Annotated in this window: 14 protein-coding genes; 4 read left to right on the top strand and 10 right to left on the bottom strand. The window is 58.8% G+C overall.

What is annotated here, in order from left to right; translation table 11 throughout:
• Positions 1-71: 71 nt before the first annotated feature.
• Positions 72-3,737: a WD40 repeat domain-containing protein gene (locus G5S37_RS20300; protein WP_165206266.1), complete on the bottom strand. Its 3,666-nt coding sequence runs from the start codon at positions 3,735-3,737 to the stop codon at positions 72-74.
• Positions 3,738-3,765: 28 nt separating this feature from the next.
• Positions 3,766-5,241 (bottom strand): trypsin-like peptidase domain-containing protein, encoded by a 1,476-nt coding sequence (locus G5S37_RS20295; protein WP_206026078.1) that lies wholly within the window; start codon positions 5,239-5,241, stop codon positions 3,766-3,768.
• Positions 5,242-5,875: 634 nt separating this feature from the next.
• On the opposite strand from G5S37_RS20295, the gene G5S37_RS20290 reads away from it, so the two are divergent.
• A complete protein-coding gene (locus G5S37_RS20290) occupies positions 5,876-6,892 on the top strand; it encodes a heme-binding protein (protein ID WP_206026077.1) in 1,017 nt (338 codons plus the stop codon).
• Between the two features lie 209 nt (positions 6,893-7,101).
• Here the strand turns inward: G5S37_RS20290 and G5S37_RS20285 are convergent, their stop codons facing one another.
• From G5S37_RS20285 to G5S37_RS20270, 4 genes are all read right to left on the bottom strand, one after another.
• Positions 7,102-7,446, bottom strand: coding sequence for a hypothetical protein (locus G5S37_RS20285; RefSeq protein ID WP_165206264.1), 345 nt, complete (start codon positions 7,444-7,446; stop codon positions 7,102-7,104).
• 66 nt (positions 7,447-7,512) lie between these two features.
• Positions 7,513-8,415 (bottom strand): alpha/beta hydrolase, encoded by a 903-nt coding sequence (locus G5S37_RS20280; RefSeq protein ID WP_165206263.1) that lies wholly within the window; start codon positions 8,413-8,415, stop codon positions 7,513-7,515.
• Positions 8,416-8,513: 98 nt separating this feature from the next.
• A complete protein-coding gene (locus G5S37_RS20275) occupies positions 8,514-9,413 on the bottom strand; it encodes an alpha/beta hydrolase (protein ID WP_165206262.1) in 900 nt (299 codons plus the stop codon).
• Complete coding sequence (locus G5S37_RS20270; RefSeq protein ID WP_165206261.1) at positions 9,410-10,453, bottom strand: alpha/beta hydrolase; 1,044 nt, start codon at positions 10,451-10,453, stop codon at positions 9,410-9,412. Before G5S37_RS20270 ends, G5S37_RS20275 begins: the two co-directional genes overlap by 4 nt.
• Positions 10,454-10,654: 201 nt before the next feature.
• On the opposite strand from G5S37_RS20270, the gene G5S37_RS20265 reads away from it, so the two are divergent.
• Positions 10,655-12,136, top strand: a complete 1,482-nt coding sequence (locus G5S37_RS20265; RefSeq protein WP_165206260.1) for a hypothetical protein — start codon at positions 10,655-10,657, stop codon at positions 12,134-12,136.
• Positions 12,137-12,145: 9 nt separating this feature from the next.
• Here G5S37_RS20265 and G5S37_RS20260 read toward each other — a convergent pair whose 3' ends face one another.
• Entirely contained in the window at positions 12,146-12,604 is a 459-nt protein-coding gene (locus G5S37_RS20260) for a GNAT family N-acetyltransferase (RefSeq protein WP_165206259.1), read from the bottom strand.
• A 13-nt stretch (positions 12,605-12,617) separates the two neighbouring features.
• Positions 12,618-13,430: an alpha/beta fold hydrolase gene (locus tag G5S37_RS20255; RefSeq protein ID WP_165206258.1), complete on the bottom strand. Its 813-nt coding sequence runs from the start codon at positions 13,428-13,430 to the stop codon at positions 12,618-12,620.
• A 91-nt stretch (positions 13,431-13,521) separates the two neighbouring features.
• Between G5S37_RS20255 and G5S37_RS20250 the strand changes: the two genes are divergently transcribed.
• Both G5S37_RS20250 and G5S37_RS20245 read left to right on the top strand, forming a co-directional pair.
• A complete protein-coding gene (locus G5S37_RS20250) occupies positions 13,522-14,823 on the top strand; it encodes a hypothetical protein (RefSeq protein WP_240914683.1) in 1,302 nt (433 codons plus the stop codon).
• A gap of 504 nt (positions 14,824-15,327) precedes the next feature.
• On the top strand, positions 15,328-15,669 hold the full coding sequence (locus G5S37_RS20245; RefSeq protein WP_165206256.1) for a hypothetical protein: 342 nt from the start codon (positions 15,328-15,330) through the stop codon (positions 15,667-15,669).
• A gap of 8 nt (positions 15,670-15,677) precedes the next feature.
• On the opposite strand, the gene G5S37_RS20240 is transcribed toward G5S37_RS20245, so the two are convergent.
• Both G5S37_RS20240 and G5S37_RS20235 read right to left on the bottom strand, forming a co-directional pair.
• Complete coding sequence (locus tag G5S37_RS20240) at positions 15,678-16,346, bottom strand: class I SAM-dependent methyltransferase (protein ID WP_165206255.1); 669 nt, start codon at positions 16,344-16,346, stop codon at positions 15,678-15,680.
• Positions 16,343-16,669, bottom strand: coding sequence for a hypothetical protein (locus tag G5S37_RS20235; protein WP_165206254.1), 327 nt, complete (start codon positions 16,667-16,669; stop codon positions 16,343-16,345). The genes G5S37_RS20240 and G5S37_RS20235 overlap by 4 nt, the downstream gene beginning before the upstream one ends.
• Positions 16,670-16,894: the final 225 nt, after the last annotated feature.

Genomic DNA, 16,894 nt, shown 5'->3' with positions numbered 1-16,894 from the left:
GAGCGTGCAAACGAAGAGGAACCATGACTCTTTCAGCCATGGTTCCTTCGTTCGGCGTCGCTTTGGGAGTGCTACCAGTTGGCAGGCGCGGGCCACTGTTGCGACTTGGCTACGTCCAAGGCGTAGAGAGAATCCATCTCGAGGAATGCAGATGCGGCACTGTCATAGGCCGAGAATGGGCGCTGTGTGGCAATGTGAAGCAGGGAAATCGTCTCGCCAGCCTTCATACGCAGGTTGTAGCCCACGAAGAATCCACGCCCGGCCACCAGCTTGAAGGATGGATGTACCTTCCCCTCGGGACTTCCAAAGGCGAGTAGGAGAGCCGGCTTCGTGGTTCCTTCACTTATGAGGGCCACCTGCCCGCCGCTGTCTTTGAATTTCAGCGGCGAATTGCAGTTCAAGATCTTCCCCTTCGCGTCCACTACCTGGACAAAGCGATCCAGAGCCACGGTATTGAAGAGTACCTCAACGTTGGACTCTTCCGTCCCGGTGTTGGTGATTTCGTCATGCATCAATAACATGCCAATTTCAGGCACGAAGTGGTGCCGACGCTTGGATTGGACTTTTCCGTCGGTAGAATTGCTCAGTCGTGGTCCCATCCGGAGGGAAGGGTTGCGTGCCAGACCAGGCGTTGAGCCCATCCGGAAGGAAGAGTTGCGTGCCAAGCCAGGCGTTGAGCCCATCCCGGGAGCTCCATTCAGCCATATATCAAAGAACCTATCGGCTCCCATTTCCGCCGCCATCCCGAAGCCGGACGAAATCTCAGGACGCCATTTGAATCCGAGACCGTCCTTCTTGGTCCCATCGGTATCGAGGTCATAATTTGGGTAGTCGAGTTCGAGGAAGCGCTTCTCTTCTTCATCCGGTACAAAATTCAGCACGGCGGACAGACGGGGGAGCAGGCTGCGATTGGCGAGAGTGAGCTTGTGCAGGGTGTGCCTGTCCGTGGTTGGATTCAGGACAAACTCCATGAGAAGGATGCGCTTCTCAAAGGGCTGGAGTTTGAGAGTCCACTCCTTCACGACTCGTCGTCCTGTGGCGTCCCACTTGAGGGCAGGTTGCACGGACGCAGAAGGGGTGGAAAAGGCAAGGCTCGCTGACAGTGAATTGCCGTCCTTGTCGATAACGGTCCCCAATTCCGTGATGGGTATGCTCGATTTCAATGTGCCGTCCGGGAGTGTGGTGGGCACATTGGAATCCCTGTCCCGAAGATTTTGGAGATCGCTTCCGAGGCTGGAGCTGTATGTCAGCGTCACCGTGACAGGTTCAGCGCTTAAGTTTTCCACGGTATCCTGCCAGCGTGAGCTGCCTCTGACCGAGCAAGCGATGTTGCGGTTGAGCCTTGTCTTCCCGTCGTCGCTGCGCAGATCCAGTTCGGCGAACAAGCTGTCCGGCACACCACCTTGGGGGGCCATTCCACTTACGACCTTTCGCAGTGCTTTCGGTGGTTTTCCGTCTATGAGGAGCTGGCCAGCAACGGTACCGACTTCCTTGCACTCGACACCGCCGTCATCCGTGAAGGTGAACTTGCCCCCTTCCTTGAGCGCCAGGCCCGGTCCCGGCCAGTCCCATTTCTGCGAATCGTAGCGCTTCATGGAACTGAACATGGATTTCGGGGCTTCCGTGGGCACTGGGCCCGACTCGCTCCGGATCTTTTCGACATCCCACAGTGAAACCAAACCACCCGCGTGTCCGATGGCGAGAAGGCGGCCGTCTGGCGAGAAGGCGCCGCTCTTTGCCTTGTTGTCCATGGGGGGAAGTGGATAGGCCTCGCCGTTTCCTTTGATGTTTACCAGGTATTCGGGTGACCTGCCCACACTCATGAATTGATAATCTGTGGAGCACACGAACCATTGACCATCTCGGGAAATACATCCTCCCTGAAGGTTGTCCAAGCCCCCGCTGTAGCGGGTTCCTTTGGGCGGCATAAAGGCGCGGATCTGTTGCAGGGTGGCAGGATCCACCAGGGTGATTTGTTGTGAGGAAGTCAAAACGAGCGGTCCATTGGCGCCTCCACCCGCAATGCTTGTGTTCTGGGCTGACATGCCCTTGCGCACGGCACCATCTGTCCACTTGAACGCAGTAAGGGTGTTATCCTCAATATCAAAGATCTCTTCGCCTGAGGAGGAGAAGGGCAGGCGGCCCTTGAGCAAAACTCTCCCCATCACGGGCTTAACGACTGCCGGCTTGCTGGGTGATCTCAGTTCCTCATAGAGCTGGTAGCTGAGCTCATACTTTTCCATGTGTGCCACGGACAGATAGCAGAGATCGGTGCCGGGAACGGCTTTGATGGTTTTCATCCAGGGAACCTCTGTTTTTCCGGGCTTCAATCCTGGGAAAAGCTTTTCCGCGTATTGAGGCGTGCCGGGGGGCACGGTTTCAGACAGACGCCACCGGATGAAATCAGGAGCATTTGCACTCCAGACCTCTGTCCCGTCGGGCTTCCATTCCAGCGTGTAGAGTTTCCCTTCATCCGGCGGGCTCATGAGCTTGCGCGGCGGGGCCGAGCCGTCCACACTCCAGATATAGATGCACTCTGCATCCTGGCTTGCGAGAAATTTTCCGTCCGGGCTGAAGGACACAAACTGCACCGTGCCGCGGTGTCCCGGAACCGTTTCCGCAGGGGGTTTCCAGCTCTTGGTATCGATGGGGCGGAAAGGGTTGCAGGTGCCCCAGAGAGTTTTTCCATCTGGAGAGAACAATCCGCAAAGGCAGTTCTTGTTGTCCTCGTGCACCACTTTTCGGTCCTCCAGATCAATCACCTTGTGTTTGCCATTTCCAGAAACCGTCAGCAGTCTGCTGTCGGGGGAGATGTTCGCACTGGCGAATCCAAATGGGCCACCATATTTTGAATACTCCGTCTGGCCCTCGAAGCGCACCGCCAGTCGGTCGCCCACCATTTGCATGGCTCGATACCTGGGACCTCCCCAAAGCACAATCCATTTGCCATCAGCGCTGACGATTAAATTTTTTTCCACGTATTCATCTGATTCAGGCTCCGAAACAAATGTCTTTTTCCAGTCACTGATGGAGATCCTGGCAGTCTGGCCGTCCTCGTTGTAGGCTGGGGCAATCCACAGTGCCTCCTTGGTGAAGGCCATTTTGTGGTGCTGCCAGTTCGACGGTTCGCCGTCGTCGGGTTTGAGACGGATGGTCTCAACGTGCTTTCCAGTGTCTGCTTCCAGGATGGTCACGGAGTAGTCCCGCTTGTTACTGAGGTCACGTTGATGAAGGTTGAGGACGGCGAGCCATTTCCCATCCCTGGAGAACGTGGAGCCGAGCATGTTGGGCACTCTCGCTGAGGTCGTCCAGATACCCTCAAGAGTATCGAGATCGAACATCTGAAAGCTCCATATGTTTTTTAAATCGCCGAACTGGTTGCCCACGATGCGCTTCCCATCCGGAGAGATCGCCCAGCTCTCTCCGATCATGAAAGAACCTTCCAGTGATAGTGATTTTCGATCGTCGGAAGCCCTCCAAACCCGAATGGACGAGGCTGTACCGCTTTGTCCCGAGGTGAGCAGCCTGCTTCCGTCCGGGGTCCACTCTGCACGTCCGATTTCATCCTCGGGGCTCGCGCCTTCATGTCCGAGCCAGCGGAGGAGGCTCTTTGCCTTGGGCGAGGGCGGGATCAGATTGAGGGGAGCGGGCTTGGTGCCGATGGCTTCGAGCTTCTGGGCCGGCAATGAACCGTGAGCCAGGAGTAGCGATGCGATGGTGAGGGTGCGAAGAATCATGATGAGAAAGATGAGCGGACCGGCCGGCCTATTTTTTCTTGATGCTTGCGAAGGCTTCAGCTTCGTGGCGCCAGAGACGGAGCATGATGGGCCTGCCGGAGGGAATGGCGTCAAATATCTCCTTGGCGATCTTTGGACTCGACGTGGTCTTGCCGTTGATCGAGAGAATGACATCATCCGTTGAGAGGGAACTCATGGGCTTGCCGTCCACTTCCGCGCGAACAACCCGCACGCCTTCGAGGTTGCCGGGCACCTGGATGCGGAGGCGATGGGTGCGACTGAGCAGACCAATCTCCAGACCCGGTTGCAGAGCAAGACTTTCGCTCTCCTGCCGGGGAGTGAGCACCCGGCGGTCATAGGGTTTGGGGGCTTGACCAAGCGTGGGGGTGAGGGTGAGAGTTTCCTTGCCGCGCAGGACGGTGAATTCAGCTTTCGTGCCCGGCACCATTCCCGCGATCACGAACTTCAGCTTCGAGGAGGTGGGCATGGGCACACCATTGACTGCGGTGATGATATCTCCGGAAGCAAATCCCGCTGACTCAGCAGGTGAGCCTGCCACGATGTCCGTGACTTTGCCTGGAAGTTGATCGCTCCGGCCTGTAATGGGGAGGGCTTCCTTCTCATCCACAGGAACAAGGACCGAGCCAAGGAATCCGCGGATCACCCGTCCGTGTACGAGCAGGTCATTCGCTACACGGATGGCCAGATTCGAGGGAACAGCAAAGCCGAGGCTGTTCGCCCCCATCCAACCTCCACCATAAGTGGCGGTGTTGATTCCAATGAGCCGACCTTGGGCATCCACCAGGGCTCCGCCACTGTTGCCGGGATTGATGGGGGCGTCGGTCTGAATGAAGTCTTCAAAGGACTCTCTTTCCTGCATCCCGTGCAGCGAGCGACCGGTGCCGCTGACGATGCCCAGTGTCACCGTTTGCTCGAATCCAAAGGGGCTTCCGAGAGCCAGCACGATGTCCCCTGGCTCCATCTGCGAACTGTCTCCAATGGTGATGGGCTTGAGAGGCGCGGTGTCCACCTTCAGAAGCGCGATGTCACTGGCGGGGTCCCTTCCTACCAACGTCGCGTCCAAGTCCTTGGTGCTGTTGGGGAGCCGCACCTTGATGACGTGGGCGTCCTCCACCACGTGATTGTTGGTGATGATGTGCCCTTCAGCAGTCAATACCACACCGGAGCCGCCACCGGGCCGGGCTTCTACTTTTCTCTCGGGTTCGGGTGCAATCAGGTTGAACTGACTCCTCTCCGGCGGCTTTTCAGCAGTCGCAAGGTCCTCTGGCTCCGGATTGGTGAGTGTGAGGATGGTGACCACACTCGGCTGGGTCGCGCGCACGACCTTGGAGTAGCTGAGGGGAATATTGTCTGAATTCTCGATCTTCTTCCCGTCACGGACGAGCAGTTCGTGCAATCCCTTCTGCGGCTCGGCGCCCTGAATGGCGGAGAGGGGAACGAACAGAAGTGTTATTAGGGATGTGCTTAGCAGACGCTCGAACATTGGAGCGCCGACTATGAGGGTTTTGCCCGGAAATTACACCAAAAAAGCGCAAGTTCAGACGCGCACGAGACGGTGGTGGCCGCCGCACCATGGTCAACGGGATCGGCTTCTCGGAGCTTGCGTTATCTCATCCACGGGAAGGAAGCGGGGTTGGCAAGAGTGTTGATTATGGGGTGGAAACGCTGCTCGGGTGTGAAGCGGGACATACGGGAACTGTAAAAATCGGCAGTACGGACTATCGAACTCCTGGGCGACTGCACACCTTGAGGCGGTATAAAAACAACTGATACGGACGCAGAGCTGTCCATGGGAATGCCAGTCCTGGCGTGAAATGGAAGGTTATGAGAATGGGCGTTTCGTCCAAACGATGGGAATCATCTTCCGCTGGTGGTGGTGGTGGGCAATTTTGCACTGGCTGTCTCGTCGAAAACATGTCCATGTTTTGCTATATTACACTGTAATTAGTTCGCCGTGTGTCTTTTGTGATTGTGAGTTCGTGAGGAAAAAAATTATATAATTTTCTCTTTGTGTTTGCAAAAGGGGGTGCATACATAATTGCATGGCAAAACTTTTGTGACGACATGTCACAATGCCGAACAGTTGGAAAAGCGAAACTCAACAAGCCTGACGCCACATGAAACCGGAAGAAATCAAAAGTCGACTCAAGGCCGGGAGAAACATGCATGAAGTCGGTGGCACCGACCTTCAGTCAAAGGTGGGCGACCAGCAGGTCACATCGCTTGGGCCACTGATGAATCTCGTTGGTAAATGGGCGAGCGTTGCGCAGGGGTGGAATCTCATTGCGCTTCCATTCAGGGACCCGTCTGCACAATTCAAATACCGGCTCCTGATGAACCAGTACGGGGAGAATCTCGACTTCTTCTTCGTTGATGAGAACATTCCCAATCGCGGAATACAGCCCGATGCCGACGACGTGACCGATCAATTGATCAGCGGGCTGGACTATCAGCAGGTGGTGATTCAGGTAGCGGCAGAGGATTCCCCAGCTAGCAACTTGCGCTCGCCGGATGGCAAGGGCATTCACCATGAGCCGGGATTGTTCCTCCACCTCACCAACCACCGCGGGGAGCATGAAGGTGAGGAGTTGTCCATTGCCCGGCTTGCTACCATCCCGCACGGGGATTCGGTGTTGGCTCTGGGCAAGGTACGTCAGTTTGACGGGCCTCCAAAGATACCCGACCTTAATGCACTGCCGGTACGAGTGAATCAGGATGTCAACGCCAATCCATACCTCGGACCCTACAAGCACTTCGAGGACAACAGGTTCTTTGGTACCGTTCCCAAGACGGTGCCCAAATTCCCAGGCTTTTTCGCCTCCAACGCCAATGCGATTTTGCAGTTCGCGAACCCGGGGGAGCAGGTTGTACGCACCACAGAATTGCATTTCGACACGAAGTTTGGAACTGGAGGCATTGCGAATATTCCCTTCGTGGTGCGGGAGGCGAACGCTACGGAGATGGTCGCGACGTTCTGGATTATGGAGCTGAAGCCCACGGTGCCGCTGGGGCCACCGCAGTTTGTGATGCAGTACTCGCAAACCGTATTCCTCGACTTCTTCCCGGCTCCCGGTCAACCGGGGCAGCTGATTCGCTGGCCACATGTCAGCATCAACACGCTGACCAAGGCGTGAGGCGAGCGGTGTATGGGCCGTCCAATCGGGGCGGCCCGCCCTCGTTCAAGCTTGTGCCCTTTACGGCAAGCTTGGGCACCACGGCTTCAACACTTTGAAGCGCGTGGCCGAGTAGCAATGCCCAACTTTCTCGGTTCGCCAGGCCAGTGCGAAACATGTGGGTACAACAGCTTGCGCTTTCACGAGAGCAACGAGCCGACGTGAAAAGGTCACCGGTTTGGGCGAGGATGAGGTCCCGGTTCCACCGGTACGAAGCGTAATTGCGGGTCGCGCTGCGGCATTTTCGCTTTCTGTGGCGGGGACGGAGCCTTCTTCAGCGTGGGGAACCGCGAGGTGTCCGGCGAATGTACCCAGCCAGAGAGCCGGACGCCGTCTGGCGTTACGGCGTGGTAGGTCCCCGGCGGAAGGATAGCGGCGCCGGTGCCCTGTGATGGGGCGGGGACTGGTGTCACGAATGCATCCACCGGCTCGGCTGCCTTACCGATGACGATGAACAGCGCGCCAAACCCGAGGGTGAAGGCGAAGGTGACAATGAAGACAACGGCGGGCTTCATGACGGTCCTTTCTTTGGTAGAGATGATCCTACCAAAAGAAAGGACGTCTGAGGATGCTTTTCCTTGTTACTTTTTCGCGGTTTCTTTTTCACCCATCCAGCCCATGCTGGTCATCCACTCACCCACGCGCTCCAGCCACTGGTCGACGGGTTCATTCTTCACCTTCATGCCGAAGCCGTGGCCGCCTTTGGTGTAGATGTGAAGCTCCGCAGGGAGGTCGAGCTTCTTGTATTCAAGATAAAGCAGGGCGCTGGCGCTGGCGCTGGTAGTGCCTTTGTCATCATGCGCATGGACGAGGCACATGGGAGGGGACTTCTTCGTGACGGTGATCTCGGGGAGTAACTTGAAGGTGTCCTCTTTGGTCACCAGATAGGCGGGATAGACCGGGATGGAGAAGTTCGGGGTGACGTCTTCTTTGTCCAAAGCAGGGTCCTGCGTGTAGGTGCGCTCATTGGGATGCAGGGTGGTCATCACGGTGAGGTGACCGCCGGCGGAGAAGCCGAGAATGCCGATGCGCTCAGGATTGATGCCCCACTCGGCGGCGCGGTGGCGGATGATGCCCATGGCGCGCTGTGCATCCTGCAGGGGATACTTGCTGGGGTCCTGGGGGTCACGGCGTGGCACGCGGTACTTCAGCAGGATGGGAGTGACGCCTTTCTTCAGGAACCAGTCGCACACCATGGTGCCTTCATGCTCGCTCGCGAGGATGCTGTAGCCACCGCCAGGGCATACAAGGACAGCCGTGCCATTCGGCTTCTCGGGGCGAAATACCGTGATGGTCGGATCAGACACGTTGCTGGTTCGCTCGATGCCGTCAGCCTTCTTCTCGGACTTTTCAGGTTCCGCCTTGAAGCCAGCAGGTTCCTCTGCGCCCTTGGGCCATAATTTTACGATGACGGGATCAGCAGCATGCGCCGTGGCAACGGACGCGGCCAGGGCGAGAGTGAGGAGTGCAGAGGAGAATTTCATGGTCGTGATGATGGCGACGAAGTTGAGAGGGTTTCTTTAAGCGGAAATGGAATCGTGATGCACGTGAATTTGATTCTGATGGCGAAGCCGGCCGATGCTCAGCGCGGCTCAAGCCAGCCCATGCTGCGCATCCAGTCAGCGCAACGCTGCGGCCAGTCATTGATGGGATTTCCTGCGGGACGCATGCCGAAGCCGTGGCCGCCCTTCGTGCAGATGTGGATCTCCGCGGGCAGGTTCTGCTTCTTGTACTCGAGGTAGAGCATGGTGGCCTCGATGGGATTGGTCTTGTCATCGTGGGCCACGAGGAAGAAGGCGGGAGGCGCATCGGCCGGCACGCTGAATCCTTCGCGGAACTTGGTCTTGTCGGTTTTATCCAGGAATCCGCCTCCGTAGATGAAGACCACGAAGTCAGGGCCGCGCGCGTCATCGACATCAGCCTTCTGCTCATAGGTGCGGGTACCGCGATCCCACGCGGCATGGCCGGCGAGATTTCCTCCGGCGGAGAAGCCGAGCAGGCCCACACGTTTCGGATCCAGTCCCCACTCGGAGGCGTGTTTCCGCACGAGGCCCATGGCGCGTTGCGCGTCCTGCACCGGGAGGGTGAAGGGATCTGCGTCATCGCGTGTCGGAGTGCGGTACTTCAGCAGCACGGCGGTGACACCGATGCTGTTGAGCCACTCGCACACCTGCGTGCCTTCGAAGGAGTACGAGAGGAACATGAAGCCGCCACCGGGTGCCACTACCACGGAGGTGCCATTGGGCTTCTCCGGGCGATACACCGTGATGGTGGGATCGCTGATGTCTGTGAGGCGTGTAGGTGTGGCACCGCCGTAGGACTGAATCTGCTTGATGGTCGCTTCCGACTTCACCGGCATGGGTGAGGGCGTGCCATCTGGCCAGAGTTTCAGCGTGGTGGGCTCAGGTGGAGCCGCGTTCAAGGTGATGGTGAAGCCCAGCGAAAGCAGGCCGAGTACAAGGGGGGAGCGCTTCAACTTCATTTCGCGGAGGGAGCCTTGAGTTTATCGATGATGTATTCGTGAATCTGCGGGTGCTTCACATCCGGCGCGCCGGGATAGACCAGCTCACAGGGCACGCCCACCTGGTGCAGGCGTTCCTGAAGCTTCACTCCGAAGTTCGCGGTATGCGTGGGATCCTTCTGCTCCTTGCCGAGGTCGGGCTTCGCGGAGTAGGTCATGTAGATGGGCGGATCGTCCGCGGAGACGTGGGCGTAGGGTGAGTACTTCTTGATCTCGGGGAGCAGTTCATCACGCGCGGCGAAGAAGGCGGCGAATTGGGTGTCACGCGTCTTGGGATCTTTCGGGTCCGGCATGAAGCCGAAGGCGTGGCCACCGTAGCGGCTGTTGGGGGTCCACTCCTTCATCTGCTGCGGATCGAGCGTGGTCTGCGCGCCGCTCACCGCTGCGCACCAGAGACGGGTGGATTCACGTGAGATGGGATCGCTGCTCTTCGGGTCAGCCATGTCAGGCATGAAGGCGAGCCACAGACTGGAGCATGCGCCGGCAGATCCACCGGAGGCGGCAATGCGTTCCTTGTCGATGTTCCACTCCTTCGCCTTGCTGCGGACGAACTGCAGGGCGCGTGCCGCGTCCTTGAGCGGCCACTCCACGGGCGTCTTCACACCCGCCTGCTGCGCCTGCGTGGTGAGGCGATAGTTGATGGACACCACAGAGATGCCCGCATTGAGACACTGCACCAGGCTGCCGGGGCGCTCCTTGCTGCCATTCACCCAGCCACCGCCGTGGATGAAAAAGAGAAGGGGCGTCGGCTTGTCCGACTTGGCCTTGTAGAAGTCCAGCACCTGGCGCTCGTGGTCACCATAGGAGACATTGGCCTGCGTCGGCGGGGGAAGAGGGGGCAGGGGAGCCGCGGGTTTCTTCTCAGGCTTCGCAGCGGTGGACGCGGGAGCGGGCTTGGTGGCTGGTTTGGCATCGGCAGGCTTCGCCGGTTCGGCGGCGGCCAGGGGCAGGCTGACCGCGCTGAGGAGAAGCGCGAGGCGTAGGGAGGGACTGAGTTTCATGAGAGTGCGGAAGAGGAGAGAAGAGGCTAAACGTCCCGTGCGGGCGAAGCTTTCGCCGTGCTTTTGGCAGCCTCCGTGAGCTGCCCTCAAAGGGGGCGAGAAGATTGTTTGCATGCCTTCGTGGGCGCACCATGGTCCGAGGCGTGTGTCACACGGAGTAACCGTGTGCACATGCATTGCTGCCAGATTGCCATTACGAACATGAAAAAGTCATTCTACCTCGCCGCTGCCATTCCCTCCTTTGGAGCATGCCACCGCATCCTTCCCGGGATCCTGTGCGGCGCTCTGCTTTCCCTTCCGGCGTGCAAACCCGCAAACAATGAAGCAGGAGCAGCCGGTGGCACGCAGGCGTCGCCTTCCGCGGATGCCAAGTCGGCTGGTGGCAGTGAGTCCTCAGGTGGGAAGAAGGCCAGCAGTGCGCCTTCCATTCCTGACCTGCCGCCGCTGGATCATCCTGCCAAGGTTGCCGAGGCTGCGAAGGCGCTGGACTTTGAGCAGTTTGAAATCATGCCGGGCGTGGAGAAGGGACCCGGAGAACGCAGTCTTGCCCACCTCACCTACCGGGCGACGGGCGACGTGAAGGCCGCCTTTGAATTCAATCGCGCGAAGCTGCAAGCGCTGGGCTGGAAGGAACTGCCCGGCACCGCCGTCCAGAATGAATATGCGAGCGCCACGTTTCAGCGTGGTGGCTTCCATGTATCCCTCACCATTTCTCCCACCGGGGGCGATGGCAAGGTGGACGTGATGATGGCCAACCACGGCAATGTGGATTTCACCAAGGTGCCGCTGCCGCCGAATCTGACCAAGGTGTATGAAGGCCCCATCACTGCCATCTACACCGCGGGTGAACCGGTGGCCGCCACTGCCGAGACCTGCCAGAAGCTCCTGCAGGCGGCTGGATGGCAGCCCTACGGCTTCGCGGGCGATAGCAAATACTACAAGCAGAATGCGGTGCTGCTGACGGTCATGGTGTCCAGCGCACCGGCGCAAGGTGGCAAGACCATGATCAACCTCGGCAGTGAGCAGCTCTCTGCAGACCTGCCCGCGCTGCCCGATGCCCAGGACCTGCGCTACACCGACCAGACCGGCAGGCTCGATTATCAGACTCCTGCCACGCGCGCAGATGTGGAAAAGTTCTACCGCACGTCCATGGGTACTCTGGGATGGGAGCCGACGCTCGACCACGCCATTGAGGACAAGGGACGCTTCTTTGTCATCTTCCGCAATCCCGAGAAGGCGATGACGTCGCTCTACATGAGTGATGTGAAAGAAGGCGGCACCAAGGTGCAATTGGAGTACCTGAGCCCGACCCAGTTCGCGGAAATGGATCGCCGCGCCACGGAGCAGGGTGAGAAGCTGAAGGCGAAGCTCGCTGCGGAGAAGAATGCTCCGAAGCCGCAGTTGAAGCTGAAGCTTCCCGCAGGCGCCACGGGCGTGAAGAAGGAATCGAGTGGAGTGGAGTTCACCGTCACCTCTGGCAATGCGAAGGCCGCAGTGAATGATTTGCGCAAGCAATGCTCGGATCTCGGCTGGACGGAAGAGATCGCCGTGCTGGAGAACATCGGCGGTACGGTTTCCCTCAAGAAGGATCCCCTGTCCCTGAGCATCTCCTACACCGACAGCGGAGTTACCCCGGCTGAAGTCAATCTGATGCTGGTGGGTGGCGAGCTCACCGTGGAGTGAACGGAGGCATCAACTGGTAGCGAGGCGCATGATCCAGAATCCGGTACCAACCGGTTCCTGGATCTCTGCGCCGAGCTTCTTGTAGAAGTCGGGAATGGAGGTTCCGAGATACAGACTGGTCACGCCCAAACGACCGGCTTCTGCGACGCAGCGGCGGACGAGAATGGAACCCAAGCCGTGACCTCGAAACTCCGGCAGAACCAGGAGGGCGGCGAGCCACGGCGTGAGATGAGGCCGATCGTCGTCGTCACTCTCGATGAGGTTGACGGTGCCCGCAGGCTTGCCATCGACCAGGGCAAGAAGTGAAAGAGGAATGCGATCCGCGCTCGAAGCTTCCCGGAGACGCTGTGCCGTCGTCTCGGGGTTGTGCCCGGGTTTGGTGGTCCACCATTCCTGATGGATCCAACCGGCCACCGTGGGAAGATGAGCTGGTTTTTCAAACAGGTGGACGACTTCGATTCGGGACATGTGACAGGGGAGATCAAGCGGCGTGCGTGATGAAGTCACGCAGTTTCGCATTCACCCGATCCACCAGGTGAATGGGAAGGCCGTGGGAGGCATCTTCCACCACTTCAAAGATGGCGCCGGGAATCGCTTCCGCGAGACTGCGGCCTGAATCGGGACGGGCGATCCTGTCATGCGCGCCGCTGATGACCCAAGTGGGGATGGTGGCCAGCTCGCCAAGACGAGCATAGACATCATGGCGGGAGAGGGCTTTGAGTTGCTTCATGAGGATGGGTGGCTGCACGGCGAGATCGCGACCGATGATGGGCGCAATCTTCCTGGCGAGCGCATCCTGATCCTGGGTGGCGAGATATGCAGGAGGGTAGAGCATTTCGAGAAAGGCGCGGCGCCGCATGGCTCTGGTGCCGATGCGAGTGCGCAAGGTCATCCACAGCACCCAGGCCGTGAGCTTCGCACCATCGCTGCCGCGGGCGAAGGTGCACATGAGAGAGAGGCTGCGGACGCGTGTGGGGTGGTTCAGCGCGAGTTGCACAGCGGTGGGGCCGCCCATGGAATGGCCTATGACATGCGCGCTGTCCCAGCCGAGGTGATCCATAAGTGCGAGCGTGTCCTCTGCCATCGCCTCCACGGTGATGGGGCCCTTGCAGGGAGTGCTGTTGCGGAGACCTCGATTGTCGAAGCTGAGGCAGGTGAATGTGTCCTGCAGGGCGTCCATCTGCGGACGCCAACCGCTGCCAGCCACGCCGATCCCCTGGATAAAGACAAGAGGCATGCCCTGTCCGATGACTTCGTAGGACAGGGTCACATCGGGACGCGTGAGCGTGGGCATGGGTATCTATCACGCACCGCGGAGCATGGAGCAAGATCGGAGGCGCGAGCGGGTTTTACTGAGGCTTGCAAATTTCCTTGTTCCACTGTTCATGACCACCATGCTGCGTCGTCTCCTCGCTCCCGCGACTTCTTCCCTGCTGTCTGTCTGTCTTTTCAGTGCTGCCTTCGCGGCGGAGGATCCCGTGGCTACAAATGTGGAAAAGGCGCACCAGCAGCTCTGGGGCCGGTTCATGGACAAGTACGACTTGATGCTGGACTCCACGGATCTCGATGGCTCCTATGAGCGCCCGACTCCCGAGGAGTGTCTCGCAGGCAAGCCAAATGCGCTGGCGTGGTGGACGCCGATTGAGAACGGCGCGATGTTCAACGGCGGCTATCTCGATAGCATTGTCCTTCGCTGGAAGCAGACGAAGAAGGAAGAGGATCGTGCCAAGGCGAGGCGCCTGGTGAAGGGGCTCCTGTTGCTGAATTCAGTTGGGGATACACCGGGCTTTGTCGCGCGTGGCGTGGCTTCGGATGGCAAGACGCCGTACCCCATGGGTTCCAATGATCAGACCGGCCCATGGTTCTATGGCTTGTATCGGTTTGTGCAGAGTGGTATGGCAGAGCCGGAGGAGAAGAAGGAGATCATTGCCCGTATGAAGGCGGTGGCGGACGTGCTTGCCTCAAACGGCTGGCTCATGCCCACCCAGCAGCCTGCGCCATGCAAATATCGTGGCAGCTTCGCCATGATCGCGTGGGAAGGTGCGCCGCGTCTCCTCTTCCTTTGCAAGGCAATGCACCAACTTACTGGAGAAGCAGTGTGGGAGGAGCGATACAAAAAGCTCCTGCACGAGAGCGGCGGCGAACCAGCGCGCACTCGTCTGCAGGTGTGCGAGGAAGGTATGCATTTCCACAATCCCAAGAGTCGTGAGAGCTGGACGGGTGTGAGCAGTGGCGCTCCGCTGCGTGCTCTCTGGGAAATGGAAACGGATCCCGCTCTGAAGGCTTCCTTCGCCAAAGGGCTGCTGGCAAGCGCGAAGCTGTCTGCGGAAAGTCTGGAACTGCATGCGAAGTTCAAGGTGGATGCGCCGCAGAAGTTTCACCACGACTGGCGCGTGCTGAACCAATGGTGGAAACCGCAGCACAGCGAGCAGGAGGCCGTGGATGTGGCCATGGTTCAGATACGGGAGCTGGGCAAGCTCTCACCGCAGCGCTACCAGGAGTTCACCTATGTGCGCGAACCGGTCTTCGCCGCGTGGGTGGTGAGTCTCTGCCCTGACCGCGCTTTCGTGGAGCAGCAGCGTGAGAAGATTCGTGCCGTGCTCGGCCACTACAAGTACGACAAGTTGTACTACTCGCAGTTCTTCCCTGCGGAGGCGGCGTGGTATCGGCTGAATGGGTTGGAGTGAGCCCGGGCGTTAGCTTCTAACAGCAATAGGGCGATGAAACATCCGGTCTCCAGATTTGGCAGCGGCGTCTGGATGGCAATTGTTGTGTGCCTGCCTCTGCTCTACTTCGTCACATGGCCTCCTATCGAGGGAAAGTTCACGCGAATCCATCGCCTTGAGCGGCGGAGTATTCCGGAACTGGGCTCCCATGCGGATGGCCTTTTTCCAGTGTTCAGAACGCCCGAATGGATTCAAATCCTTTACGCCCCACTCCATTGGTTGTACGGCCTAAACGGTACATTCAATCCTGTGCGCAGATACTGGGCATGGTGGCACAAGGGGAGGCCTTCTGAGTTTCGGGAAAGCCTTGATTGATTGGCCTCAGTGTTCGCATTACCTCCGGCATCCGGATGGGACAAGACATCGATCATTCCAGTTCCTTTACACGCCCACATCCCGCACGGGCAGGAGCGGCGATGTTTGGGCAGACGCCATGCGTCTGATCAAAACAACCCCCTGTGTTTCATGAACCGTAAAAAATTCATGCAAGTGCTGCTGCTCACCTGCTGGCTACCTATTGTGGGTGCCGTGGTGGGCTCGGTGCAGTTGGCGGATAATGTCGCTTATGCTCATCACAAGGACTTGGGATGGGAGATTCCAGTAGCAACGGAGAACCCTCAACCGGTGATGCCAGCGGATAAGCCCACCATCCCCGATGCCTCTCTGCCTGCGCGTTACCATCTGGAGGGAGCGGTGTTTGGCTTCTTTAGCGGAGCCATCGTTTGTCTTCTTGCTGCCACTGTCGCTGGCAGTCTGGGACCGCTTCCCAAGCCGGTGCTCAAAAGGCCGAGGAAGGTGATGGCCTGACTTCTACACTACGATGCTCCGGGAGCGCTCTGGCTCTTGCCCGTGCGTTTCCACCAATCACTTTTCAACAATCCCCATTCCGCCTCCATCCGTTCGTGCAGCACAAAGCCTTCACGCATGAGATAGAGTTCCGGAGGCGTGAGTGAGGTGGCGGGCAAGCGCGTGACGACGCGGAAGAACGTGTACATGATCGCAAGGATGCCGCGACTGCGCCATCGCTTCCAGCCGGAATGGGCCTCTTGAAAATCAGCGAGCAACCAGTGGGCGTTGTCTGTCGCAGACTTGCCGATGGCGGGCACGATCACTTCCAGTTGCTCCGGACGGAAGCAGTCGAGGAAGAAGTGGGTAACGATCAGATCGAACTCTGAGTGTGGAGGTTCCCACTGCAGGATATCGGCGTGCAGAAAGGTAACCTTGTCAGCCGATAGGCCCGAGTGCGTGAGATTGGCGCGGGCTTGGGCAATCATTCCGGCGCTCTCTTCCACCACCGTGATGGAAGCCTGGGGAAACTTCCGCACGCACTCCACCACAAACCGCCCGGGTCCTTCGCCGAGGATGAGAATCTTCTCCGGGGTCGGGATGTGGCCGAGGAAGGCGCAGCGGGAACGATGGAGCTTGCCGCCGGCGAGCACGCGCTCCATCAGGCGATAGATTGGCGCGAGGATTTCGAAGCTCATGCGTTGAGCGAGCCGGATGCAATGAACGAGGAGCGTTGCTCCTGCCAGCGCCAGCCGATGATCGCAAAAATGGCGCCGGTCGTATAGGCGATCACATCGCGGTAGTCACCCGAGGTACCCGGCATCCAGCGCGGGCCGATGCCTTCACAGATCACACACCAGATGACGAGATGCAGCACCACCTCTGTGATGGTGGGGAACCTGTCGTGATTCCGCAAGCCCAGCTTGCGATGCAGCCAGAGAAGCAGCGGCAGGGCGCAGGGGATGAGCCACAGATCATTGAAGTGAAAGTGGAAGAACTCGATGGTGGTGCGGGGCTTCACCACCCAGCGATTCAATGCGTACAGGAAGCACCCTGTGAGGCAGAGTGGGTCAAGTAAGTATCGGAAGCGCGGCATCGCAGATCAGATGAGCGCCAGCATGATCCAGCCGGCAGCGGAAGCGAGGGCGATTTTTACGAGGAGGGCTTTGACGATCAGCATATCAGATGTGGGGTAGGTGGGATATTAGGTTTTGAACTGAAGGAGCGAAAATGAGAGTGAGCAGCC

The sequence above is a fragment of the Roseimicrobium sp. ORNL1 genome (assembly GCF_011044495.1).
In the GTDB taxonomy this organism is placed as follows: Bacteria; Verrucomicrobiota; Verrucomicrobiia; order Verrucomicrobiales; family Verrucomicrobiaceae; genus Roseimicrobium.
Note: the sequence above shows the minus strand (reverse complement) of the source record. Positions and strands in the feature narration are given on the sequence as shown.